The organism is Dactylosporangium sp. NPDC005572 (assembly GCF_040605515.1).
Lineage (GTDB): Bacteria > Actinomycetota > Actinomycetes > Mycobacteriales > Micromonosporaceae > Dactylosporangium.
The window spans coordinates 20,873-31,721 of record NZ_JBEXCY010000129.1; the positions used below are offsets into that span (position 1 = coordinate 20,873).

The following is a 10,849-nucleotide window of genomic DNA, read 5'->3' on the forward strand; positions in this document are numbered from 1 at the left end:
GGAAGCGGCAACGCCGGAAGCGGCAACGCCAGAAGCGGAGCCGCCGGAAACGGCCCCGCCGGAAACGGCGCCGGCCGGCGCAGAGCCGGCCAGCCCGTCCCCGGCGGCGACCGCGTCGAAAGCCGCCAGCCACCCCGCGTCGTGCTGCCCCCCGACAGCATCCAGCAACACGGCGCGGGCGTGGGCCGGCAGTTCCGACCGCAGGTGGGTGCGCAGCGGCACGGCGACCCGGTCGTTCACCATCCGCCAGGCGTCGGCGCCGCACGCCGACCACAGTGCGGCCCACCCGTCCGGCCCGAGCAGCGCGTGCACCTCGGCCCGGGCGGCGGCCCACGGCTGCGTGCGCACCGCCGCCCGCACCGACGGCCCGGCCGTCCCGGCCACGGGCGGGCAGCCCTGCGAGCTGAGCTGGAACGCGACGCCCCCGTCTGGGGCGACCGTCGACAGCCCGGTCAGCAGCGCGGCCGCCCGCGCCGCGGCGAGCGGCGACGCGAACCAGACGATGTGCTTCGGCGGGCGCAGGCCGGCCGAGCGGTACGCGAGCCGCACCGCGTCCTCGGCGGCCCCGCGGCCGGCGGGCGCCGTCGACAGCCCGGCGGCGAGCCACTTGGCGGAGACGGCACCCAGCGCCTCGGCGGTCATCAGTCGGCCACCGGACGCCACGAACCCGGCACGTACTCCCGCTGGCGCACCACCTTGTAGGAGCCGGCGGGGACGCCGATCGCGCTGTGCTCCTCGTGGACGACCCGGGCCCGGGTGACGATGCGCACGAACAGGCGGTCGACGTCGTCGCGGTCGGCGAGCAACATCACATCCGGCCCGACGATCACGTGGGCGTGGCCGGTGGCCTCGCCGCGGGCGAGGATCATGCGGCCCGACCGGTCGCGCGGAGCCGGCACGGCCGTGGCCGGGACCTCCGCGGCGCTCACGGGCACCAGCAGCACATCTCCTTGGCGATACACGGGGGACCTCCGAGCCGCGAGGGGGATACCTGACAGGGCGGAGACTAGCCAGGGGGTACGACAATTTTTCGCCCCCGCCCGCACCCCGGTGGCGGCTTGATGGACAATGATTGAAGAGCAACAGGAGGGGAGTATTCCCCCGCGACGGTCGTCGTCAGCACGGTGCACCCACGGTCACGTGGGCTTCACCCGGCGTCGTCGGTCATCCGGCGTTGGCGGATGGCGGAAGAGACCTCCGGTGTCAACTGCACAGTCCGCGCGGCCCTCGAGGGTCGGCGCGGTCTGTGGTGTGTCTACCGGAGGAATCACACGTGGACGTTGCCGGCTGGATCTGGACCGCGACGCTGGTCGGTCTGGGCGCCATTCTCCTGTTCGACCTGGCGATCATCGCCCGTCGGCCGCATGAGCCGTCGATCAAGGAATCGACGATCTGGGTCACCGTCTACGTCGGGCTGGCGCTGCTGTTCGGCCTGTTCGTGCTGTGGAAGTGGGGCGGTGGCTACGCCGGGGAGTTCTATGCCGGCTGGCTGACCGAGTACAGCCTGTCCGTCGACAACCTGTTCGTCTTCGTGATCATCCTGTCCCGGTTCAAGGTGCCCCGGCAGTACCAGCAGAAGGTCCTGCTCATCGGCATCGTGCTGGCGCTGGTCATGCGCGGCGGGTTCATCGCGGTCGGTGCCGCGGCCATCTCGCGCTTCTCGTGGGTCTTCTACATCTTCTCCGTCTTCCTGATCTACACCGCCGTCAAGCTGGCGACGCAGGGCGAGACGGACGAGGAGGACTTCAAGGAGAACGCGCTGATCCGCTGGTCCCGGCGGGTCCTGCCGATGACCAAGCAGTACGAGGAGTCCCGCCTCACGTCCCGGGACGAGCGCGGCCGGCTGCACATGACCCCGATGGTCGTGGTGCTCATCGCGATCGGCACCACCGACCTGATCTTCGCCCTGGACTCGATCCCGGCGATCTTCGGCCTCACCGCCGAGCCGTACCTGGTCTTCACCGCGAACGTCTTCGCGCTCATGGGCCTGCGCCAGCTGTACTTCCTCATCGGCGGCCTGCTCGACCGGCTGGTCTACCTCTCGATCGGCCTCTCGGTGGTCCTCGGCTTCATCGGCGTGAAGCTCTTCCTGGAGGCGCTCGCCGACAACAGCCTGCCGTTCATCAACGGCGGCGAGCACGTCGGGTGGGCCCCGCACATCGGCATCGAGCTGTCGCTCAGCGTGATCATCGGTACCCTCGCCGTCACCACCGTGGCCTCGCTCATCAAGTCGCGGCGGGACGCGCGTGCAGAGTCTGTAGAACCAGACAAAACGTCCAACGCCTCCTAAAGCCCCCAAACGGGGTCGCGCAAAGGACATCGAGGCGCGATTATGGGGTACCACGGCGGGCGGGTGATGCATCATGCACGAGATCGCACAGCAGGGTCATCTGGCGGCCCCTGCGGTGTTATGCCCGTTTCCGCCGCGGCTCTCGCCACACGTCGACGAGGTGCAGCGCTGGTCGCTTCACTGGGCGACCCGGCACGGCCTGCTCGAGCGGCCGGGCGCCCGGCAGGCCTTCGCGGGGGCCCGGTTCGCCAACCTCATGGCCCGCGCCCACCCGGACGCCGGGCCGGCCGAGCTCCAGCTCGCCACCGCCTGGCTGATCAGCATCTTCGTGCTCGACGACCTGCTGGAGAAGGCCCTGGTCCGCGCGCCGGGCCCGACCCGGGCCGCGGTCGACGGGTTCGTGCGCCGGCTGCGCCACCAGCGCACCGACGGCGGCGAGCTGGCCGGGGTGCTGGGGCGGCCGCTCACCGGCGCCCTCGACGAGGTGTGGCGGCGCACCGAGGAGCGGGTCAGCCCGGCCTGGCGCGAGCGGTTCGTCGGGCACGTCGCCGACTATCTCGACGGCACCCTGTGGGAGGCCGGCAACCGCGCGCACGACCACCCGCCGCTGCTGCACGAGTACCGCACGATGCGCTACCACAGCGCCGCGACGGAGATGTTCTTCGACCTCATCGAGCCCATGCACGGCGTCGAGGCGCCCGCGGCCCTGCTCGCCGACCCCGACTTCGCGATCATGCGGCAGTCCGCGGGCATGATCATCGGGATCTTCAACGACCTGGTCTCATGGCCCAAGGAGGTCGCCGTCGGCGACCACCACAACATCGTCTTCGCGTTCCAGCGCGAGCACCGGCTGTCGCTGCAGGACGCCGTCTACGCCGCGGTGGCCGAGCACGACGAGCACGTCACGACGTTCATGGCGGCCCGGGACCGGCTCGGCGCCGCCGACCCCGGGCCGTGCACCGACGACCTGGTCCACTGGATCCGCGGGAACCTCGACTGGTCGCTGGAGTCGGGCCGGTACGTCCCGGACATCCCGGCCCGCGTCCCCCGGCGGCGTGACCCGGACGCCTAGGCGTGGGCCCGCTTGCGGGCGACCCGCTCGCGGTCCTTCTGGTCGAGCATCACCTTGCGGATCCGGATCGCCTGCGGCGTGATCTCCACGCACTCGTCCTCGCGGCAGAACTCGAGGGCCTGCTCCAGCGACAGCTTCCGCGGCGGGATCAGCTTCTCCGTCTCGTCGGCGGCCGACGAGCGCATGTTGGTGAGCTTCTTCTCCTTGGTGATGTTGACATCCATGTCGTCGGCGCGGGAGTTCTCGCCGACGATCATGCCCTCGTACACCTCGGTGGTCGGCTCGACGAACATCGACCCGCGCTCCTGCAGGTTCATCATCGCGAACGGCGTCGCCACGCCCGAGCGGTCGGCGACGAGCGAGCCGGTGGCGCGGGTGCGCAACTCGCCGTACCACGGCTCGTAGGACTCGAAGACGTGGTGCAGGATGCCGGTGCCCCGGGTGTCGGTGAGGAACTCGGTGCGGAAGCCGATCAGGCCGCGCGCCGGGACGAGCCACTCCATGCGGATCCAGCCGGTGCCGTGGTTGACCATCTGCTCCATGCGGCCCTTGCGGGTGGCCAGCAGCTGGGTGATCGCGCCGAGGTACTCCTCGGGGGCGTCGATCGTCAGCCGCTCGGTGGGCTCGTGGATCTTCCCGTTGATCTCCCGCGTGACGACCTGCGGCTTGCCGACCGTCAGCTCGTACCCCTCCCGGCGCATCTGCTCGACCAGGATCGCGAGGGCCAGCTCGCCACGCCCCTGGACCTCCCACGCGTCGGGCCGCTCGGTGGGCAGCACGCGCAGCGACACATTGCCGACCAGCTCCCGCTCCAGGCGGTCCTTGACCAGGCGGGCGGTCACCTTCGCGCCCTTCACCTTGCCGGCCAGGGGCGACGTGTTGGTGCCGATGGTCATCGAGATCGCCGGCTCGTCGACGGTGATGCGCGGCAGCGCGATCGGGTTCTCGGCGTCGGCGAGCGTGTCACCGATCATGATCTCGCCGATGCCGGCCACGGCGATGATGTCGCCCGGCCCGGCCTCCTCGGCCGGCTTGCGCTCCAGGGCCTCGGTCATGAGCAGCTCGGAGATGCGCACGCTCTGCTGGGTGCCGTCCTCGCGGCACCAGGCGACCGTCTGCCCCTTGCGGATCGTGCCCTGCCGCACCCGGCACAGTGCCAGGCGGCCCAGGAACGGCGAGGCGTCGAGGTTGGTGACGTGCGCCTGCAGCGGGGCGCTCTCGTCGTACGCCGGCGCCGGGATCGTGTCGAGCAGCGTGCGGAACAGCGGCTGGAGGCTGTCGCTGTCCTCCGGCACCGTCCCGTCCTTCGGCTGGGTCAGCGAGGCGATGCCGTCGCGCGCGCAGGCGTAGACGATCGGGAAGTCGATCTGCTCCTCGTCGGCGTCGAGGTCGAGGAACAGCTCGTACGTCTCGTCGACGACCTCCTTGATCCGCGCGTCGGGCCGGTCGACCTTGTTGATCACCAGGATGATCGGCATGCGGGCCTTGAGTGCCTTGCGCAGCACGAACCGCGTCTGCGGCAGCGGCCCCTCGCTCGCGTCGACGAGCAGCACGACGCCGTCGACCATGGTGAGCCCGCGCTCCACCTCGCCGCCGAAGTCGGCGTGCCCCGGCGTGTCGATGATGTTGATCGTCACGGGGTCGCCGCCGTCACCCGGCAGGTACCGCACCGCGGTGTTCTTGGCGAGAATGGTGATGCCCTTCTCGCGCTCGAGGTCCATCGAGTCCATGACCCGGTCGGTCAGCTCGGCCCGGGCGTGGAACGCGCCGGCCTGCCGCAACATCGCGTCGACGAGCGTGGTCTTGCCGTGGTCGACGTGGGCGATGATGGCCACGTTGCGGAGATCTGCGCGGGTCTGCATAACGCCATTGTTCCAGGCGTCCGTTGCATGCCCACACGGACTGTGCACGCTGTGACGATCCTCGCCGGCGGGGCAGCGCTGCGGCCATCGAGCCGTTAGCCTGCGAGCACGGGGAGGTAGTCAATGGAATACACCGGGGACGCGGGTGGGGACACCGGCGGGGACACCGACGAGTTCCCGCGGCCCAGGCGGGCCGCGAGACGTGTCGGCACCGTCCTGCTCGCGCTGGGCCTCGCGGTCGTCCTGGTCGGCTGCGCGGTGATCGTCAACCTGGCCAGGGGCGTCGACCGCGACGAGCCGTCCCAGGCCGCGGTGACGAGCGCCGCGGCGCAGCCGTCACCGACCGAGTCCCCCTCCCCGTCCCCTTCGCCGCCGCCCCCGCCGCCACCGACGGAGGAAGCGACGGAAGAGGAGGCCCCGCCGCCGCCCCCGAAGACGACGAAGCCCGGCTGCCAGCCGACGTACAAGGGCAAACAGCTCGCGAAGTCCCAGGTCCGCAAGTATCTGGACACCGCCTCGAAGACGAAGTATTGGGGCACCCGGGCCCCGGCCGCGGAGCAGGCGATCCGGGTGCCGATCCGCCTGCTGTACGCGATCGCCGACCAGGAAAGCGGCTGGCAGTCCAACATCTACGCCTGCGACAAGGGCGTCGGCGTCATGCAGGTGATGCCCGACACCGAGACCTGGATGAACCAGCGCTTCGGCACGACCTACAACATCGACGTCCCGGCCGACAACGTCCACCTGGGCGCCCAGTACCTGGCCTGGCTGTTCTCCTACTACGGCGCCCAGCTGAAGGCCTACAAGTCGGACGGCACCTACAACCTGGCCGACCCGAAACTCCTCAACGGCGTCATCGCGGCCTACAACTGGGGCACCGCCGGCGTCGACCCGGCCCAGGGCAAGGCCGGCATCCCCAACGGCCAGTACGTCGACAACGTGAAAGCCCTGATGCAGACCTGCTGCGCAAACTACTGAACATCAAGCAGGCTCGGGTCCGTGCAAGGCGCGACCGTCGCTCCCGCCAGACACCGGTCGGGCCTTGGCGGCCCTCCCTGCCACCGCCGTCGTCCCAAGCCCCCACCAGCCGCACGGCGGGCGTGAGGGCGCGAGGTGCGGTGGGTACGCGCGCTTCCTAGACTCAGGTCGCATGAGGCTTGATCCGGTCGGTCGCTTGCTCAAACTCCCGCCACCGCTGGCCAACCGGGTCAACGTGACGCGCGCCATCCCCGTCCGGGTCGGGGACGGGGCCATCCTGCGCGCCGACCACTACGCGCCCGCGCTCGCCGCGAGCCTGCCCACCGTGCTCGTCCGCACACCCTACGGCCGCGGCGCGCCCGTCAGCCTGCTCTGTCGGGCCGTCGCCCAGCGCGGGTTCCACGTGCTCATCCAGTCGTGCCGCGGCACCGCCGATTCGGGCGGGACGTTCGAGCCGCTGCTCCAGGAGCGCGAGGACGGGCTCGACACGCTCGACTGGCTGCGCCGCCAGCCGTGGTACGACGGCCGGCTGCTCACCTACGGCCCCAGCTACGTCGGGTTCGTCCAGTGGGCGCTCGCCGCCGAGGCCGGCGACGAGCTCAAGGCGATGGCCACCATCGTCACCGCCTCCGACTTCGGCCCGCCCACCTACGCCGGCGGCGCGTTCTCGCTGGACACCGTGCTCACCTGGTCGGCGCTGCTGGAGGCGCAGCGCGGCCCCCGCCTGGAGAACGCCGTCGAGCTGCTGCGCGGCCAGCCCAGGCTCCAGCGCGGCCTGGCCCGCGTGCCGATGGCCGAGGCCGACCGGATCACCACCGGGACCGAGATCGAGTTCTTCCAGCGCTGGCTGGCCGAGGCCGACCCCGCCGCGCCCTACTGGACCGAGCGCGGCCACGCCCACCGCCTGCCCCACGTCACCGCGCCGGTCCTCATGATCGGCGGCTGGTACGACATCTTCCTGCCCTGGCAGCTGTCCGACTACGCGGCGCTGCGCAAGGCCGGCAGCCAGCCGTACCTCACCATCGGCCCCTGGCACCACGGCAGCGCCGCGCTGTTCCAGCACTCCGCGGCCGAGTCCGTCGCCTGGTTCCGGGCGCACACCGGCGGCCCGGAGAAGGTGCGCGAACGCCCGGTCCGGGTCCACGTCGGCGGGGCCGACGGGTGGCTCGAGCTGGCCGACTGGCCGCCGCCGGACAGCCTGCTGCGGCGGTGGTACCTCAGGAGCGGCGGGAGCCTGGACCCGGCGCCCGGCACCGACGGCGACCCGGTCGACGCGTTCACGTACGACCCGAAGGACCCCACCCCGGCGCTCGGCGGCCCGCGCCTGGTCGGCAAGATCTCCGGCCGGCGCGACAACCGGCCCCTGGAGTCGCGGCCCGACGTGCTGACGTTCACGTCCGCGCCGCTGACCGAGCCGCTCGACGTCATCGGCCCGGTCGCCGCCGACGTCGTCGTCAGGGCCACGATCCCGTACTTCGACGTCTTCGTGCGCCTGTGCGAGGTCGACGAGCAGGGCCGCTCCTGGAACGTCTGCGACGGCCTGGCCCGGGTGAGCGGGCCGGACCAGCCTGACGGCCGCGACGGCCCTGGAGGCTCTGGAGGCTCTGGAGGCCCTGACGGCCCGGTCCGGGTGCGGGTCGAGCTGTGGCCGACCGCGCACCGCTTCGCCGCCGGCCGGCGCATCAGGGTGCAGGTCAGCGGGGGAGCGCACCCGCGCTTCTCGCGCAACCCCGGCACCGGCGCCCCGCTCGGTCACGAGCTGGAGCTGCGCGCCGTCCGCCAGGAGCTGCTCGCCCCGTCGTCGATCACGCTGCCGGTGCCGGGGGCCTGAGCGGTCAGTCCTCCTGGAAGGTGGAGGGGCCCACGTCGGTATACGTGCCCTCGGCCGCGTCCCACTCGAACTGGCGGCCCTCCGAGCCCGAGCTCACGATCCTGCCGAACGCCGGGTAGCGCTCGACGAGCCACTCCAGGTCGGGCATCAGCAGCTCGGCCGCGTCGGCCAGCTGTTCGTCGGTCTCGTCCCCCACGAGGAGGTTCCAGCCGCTCGCCCGGCGGCCGTCCGGCGCCGGCGGGAGGGTGGCGTCCTCCGGATCGTGGTACACGTATCCGGGGGTCAGCGCCTCGTCCTCCACCAGTCGCCGCGACGCGAACGCGATCAGGTTACCCATGCCGTCCAGTATGGCGCCCGTCCTGAGGGGGACCCGGATGACCACCGCCGCCGAGGAGCACCGCACCATCGCCGCCCGGTTCACCGAGCTCACGCAGCATGCGCGCCCCGAGACCTGGGACGCCCCGTCGCCCTGCCCGGGCTGGGCGGCCCGCGACGTGGTGCGCCACCTCGTCGAGTGGCTGCCGGGCTTCCTGGCCGCCGGGGCGGGCGTGGAGCTGCCGAAGGGCCCGTCACCCGACGACGACCCGGCCGGCGCCTGGCGGGCGCACGCCGACGCCGTCCAGGCCCTGCTCGACGACCCGGCGAGCGAGTCGATCGTGCTGCGCGACCGCAACGTGGGCGAGCTGCCGCTGCCGGCGGCGATCGCGATGTTCTACACGTCGGACGTGTTCATGCACACGTGGGACCTGGCCCGCGCGACCGGCCAGGACGACACCCTCGACCCGCAGCGGTGCGAGCGGATGCTGGAGGGCATGGGGCCCGCCGAGGCCGCCATGCGGGCGAGCGGCCACTTCGGCCCGCGCGTCGAGGTCCCGGCCGGCGCCGACCCGCAGACGAGGCTGCTCGCCTTCATCGGCCGGACCCGGTGACGTCCGCGCCGGCCAGCCCGCGCACGGCGGCCACGGTCTGCGCCTCGGCCTCGACCGCCGAGCGGGTCGCGGCGGACAGCCGCACCCAGGGCGTCAGCACGACCTCCAGGCGGCCCTTGCGGACCGTGCCGCGCCAGGTGCCGGCCAGGTCGCCGTCGTGCAGCAGGACGCCGGGGTTGCCGAGCATCCGCCACACCTCCTTCTCCCGGGCCTTCTCCGGTGTCAGCACCGGGCGGTCGCGGGCCTGGAGGAACGGGTCCGAGGGCGGCAGCAGCCGCACGCCGGCGACCGGCTCGGCGGCGAGCAGTGCGGCGAGGTCCTCGGCCGGCAGCCAGGCCCGGCGCCCGCCGGCCGGCCCGCCGACGGTCACCTCGGCGAGGTCCGGCGGCCACGCCGGGCGGATCGCCGAGACGGTGGTGCCGAGGTACTTCGCCGCGTCGCCCGGCGTCGCCGGCCCGAGCAGCCGCAGGTAGGCGCGCAGCAGCCCGGACGTGCCGGCGGCCGCCCACGGCCCGCCCGGCCCGCCCGGCGAGCCCGGCCGGCCCGGCCAGCCCTCGATCGGCCGGAGCACGGTCTTCGCCGACGGCTCGTCCAGCTGGACCCCGCCGGCCAGGCCGGCCTGCTGGAAGAGGGCGCCGGAGATGTGCGTCGCCCCGCAGGCGCGGCAGTCGTAGGTCACCTCGGCCGGGACCCGGTCGCTGACCGCCCGGCTGACGTCGCCTTTCGCGGTCTCCCGCAGTACCACTGCGGAGAAAGCGTCAGCAGTGGCGGTGAAGGCCGCCAGCCCGAGCGGCCCGCCCGCCGGGATCTGGGTGCCGCCGAACCGGGCGGTCGCGTCGGCGTCGCTCAGCGGCCACAGGGCGGCCGCGAGCGCCGGCAGGTCGGCCCGCCGGTGCAGGTGCGGGGCGCCCCGGGTCGCCCAGACCAGCGCCAGGTCGCCGCCCAGCGGCCGGGTGGTGCGGGCGGCGAGGGCCTGCCGGGCGCTGCCGGCCGGCACGTTGGGCACGCCGAGGTCGAGCACGGCGAGCGCCTCCGCCTCGGCGTCGAGGCGTTCGTGGAGCTGGTTGGTCCGGGCGCGGTACGCGAGCACGGCCCGGCGGTCGACGGCAGGCATCAATCCATTCTTGCCGAGCCGTCGCCGACGGCGGAGGATCGATGCATGGGGGAGTCCACGGACCGGTTCACGGACGAGGAGCTCGCGTTCCTGCGCCACGTGCGCTTCGGCGAGCTGCCGATGCCGGTGCGACCGGATGAGCGCGTCGAGCTCACGGAGACCGAGGCCAGGCGCGACCGGCCCGACGACCCGTCGGCGCCGGAAGACAGCCTCTACCCCTACTGAGCGGCCTTACACCGGGTGGTGTGAGCCGTCCGGGTCGGGCATCTCAGTGAGGTCCGGCGGCCGGGTGGCCGACTCCGGCGGCGTGTCGCCGGGTGGCGTCCAGCCCGCCGTCAGGTCCTCGTCGACCTCTGCGGCCGAGCCCGCCGGCAGGTCCTCGCCCTGCGTGGCCCGCCCCGCGGCCCCCGACCTGATCGTCGAGTGGTGCTCGACGTATTCGTCGAACTCGTCCATGTCTGGACGCGTACCCCGGGCCAACCCCGACAAACACGCACAGTCTGTCCGCCGTGGCGTCGCAACGAGCCGGGTGGCAGCTGGAGCAACGGCGACGGGACCGCGGCGGCGCCGCGGTCCCGTCCCATCGGTAAGCCGGGCTACTTGAGCTGGGCGGCCGGGTCGGCGGCCACCTGGGCCAGCCGCTCCGGAGTCACCGCGCCGACCAGCACGCGGCCGTCGTCGGTGATGAGGACGCTGAACAGCTTGCTGTTGAACGTCCGCCCGCCGTTACCGGTCGGCAGCTGGCTGATCACGTCCTCGGCCTTCTTGGCCTC

General features: G+C 72.7%; 11 protein-coding genes and 1 pseudogene. 6 read left to right on the top strand and 6 right to left on the bottom strand.

Features of this window, described 5'->3' with window-relative positions:
* Together ABZS66_RS40945 and ABZS66_RS40950 are read right to left on the bottom strand one after the other, a co-directional pair.
* Window positions 1-642: pseudogene (locus ABZS66_RS40945) on the bottom strand (hypothetical protein); the annotation flags it as partial.
* Window positions 642-944, bottom strand: coding sequence for a hypothetical protein (locus ABZS66_RS40950; protein WP_354767533.1), 303 nt, complete (start codon window positions 942-944; stop codon window positions 642-644). The pseudogene ABZS66_RS40945 and the gene ABZS66_RS40950, both read right to left, overlap by 1 nt.
* Window positions 945-1,273: 329 nt before the next feature.
* Here ABZS66_RS40950 and ABZS66_RS40955 point away from each other — a divergent pair, with 329 nt between their 5' ends.
* On the top strand, window positions 1,274-2,290 hold the full coding sequence (locus ABZS66_RS40955; RefSeq protein WP_354767535.1) for a TerC family protein: 1,017 nt from the start codon (window positions 1,274-1,276) through the stop codon (window positions 2,288-2,290).
* Between the two features lie 73 nt (window positions 2,291-2,363).
* On the top strand, window positions 2,364-3,362 hold the full coding sequence (locus tag ABZS66_RS40960) for a hypothetical protein (protein ID WP_354767537.1): 999 nt from the start codon (window positions 2,364-2,366) through the stop codon (window positions 3,360-3,362).
* On the opposite strand, the gene typA is transcribed toward ABZS66_RS40960, so the two are convergent.
* Window positions 3,359-5,224 (bottom strand): translational GTPase TypA, encoded by a 1,866-nt coding sequence (gene typA, locus ABZS66_RS40965; RefSeq protein WP_354767539.1) that lies wholly within the window; start codon window positions 5,222-5,224, stop codon window positions 3,359-3,361. The genes ABZS66_RS40960 and typA overlap by 4 nt on opposite strands.
* A gap of 123 nt (window positions 5,225-5,347) precedes the next feature.
* Between typA and ABZS66_RS40970 the strand changes: the two genes are divergently transcribed.
* Window positions 5,348-6,202: a lytic transglycosylase domain-containing protein gene (locus tag ABZS66_RS40970; protein ID WP_354767541.1), complete on the top strand. Its 855-nt coding sequence runs from the start codon at window positions 5,348-5,350 to the stop codon at window positions 6,200-6,202.
* Between the two features lie 172 nt (window positions 6,203-6,374).
* On the top strand, window positions 6,375-8,033 hold the full coding sequence (locus tag ABZS66_RS40975; protein WP_354767543.1) for a CocE/NonD family hydrolase: 1,659 nt from the start codon (window positions 6,375-6,377) through the stop codon (window positions 8,031-8,033).
* A gap of 4 nt (window positions 8,034-8,037) precedes the next feature.
* Here the strand turns inward: ABZS66_RS40975 and ABZS66_RS40980 are convergent, their stop codons facing one another.
* Entirely contained in the window at window positions 8,038-8,370 is a 333-nt protein-coding gene (locus tag ABZS66_RS40980) for a hypothetical protein (protein WP_354767545.1), read from the bottom strand.
* A 37-nt stretch (window positions 8,371-8,407) separates the two neighbouring features.
* On the opposite strand from ABZS66_RS40980, the gene ABZS66_RS40985 reads away from it, so the two are divergent.
* Window positions 8,408-8,962, top strand: coding sequence for a TIGR03086 family metal-binding protein (locus ABZS66_RS40985; RefSeq protein WP_354767547.1), 555 nt, complete (start codon window positions 8,408-8,410; stop codon window positions 8,960-8,962).
* On the opposite strand, the gene ABZS66_RS40990 is transcribed toward ABZS66_RS40985, so the two are convergent.
* Entirely contained in the window at window positions 8,943-10,076 is a 1,134-nt protein-coding gene (locus tag ABZS66_RS40990; protein ID WP_354767549.1) for a crosslink repair DNA glycosylase YcaQ family protein, read from the bottom strand. The genes ABZS66_RS40985 and ABZS66_RS40990 overlap by 20 nt on opposite strands.
* A gap of 45 nt (window positions 10,077-10,121) precedes the next feature.
* Between ABZS66_RS40990 and ABZS66_RS40995 the strand changes: the two genes are divergently transcribed.
* Window positions 10,122-10,301: a hypothetical protein gene (locus ABZS66_RS40995; RefSeq protein WP_354767551.1), complete on the top strand. Its 180-nt coding sequence runs from the start codon at window positions 10,122-10,124 to the stop codon at window positions 10,299-10,301.
* A gap of 6 nt (window positions 10,302-10,307) precedes the next feature.
* On the opposite strand, the gene ABZS66_RS41000 is transcribed toward ABZS66_RS40995, so the two are convergent.
* Entirely contained in the window at window positions 10,308-10,532 is a 225-nt protein-coding gene (locus ABZS66_RS41000) for a hypothetical protein (protein WP_354767553.1), read from the bottom strand.
* Window positions 10,533-10,849 lie beyond the last annotated feature (317 nt).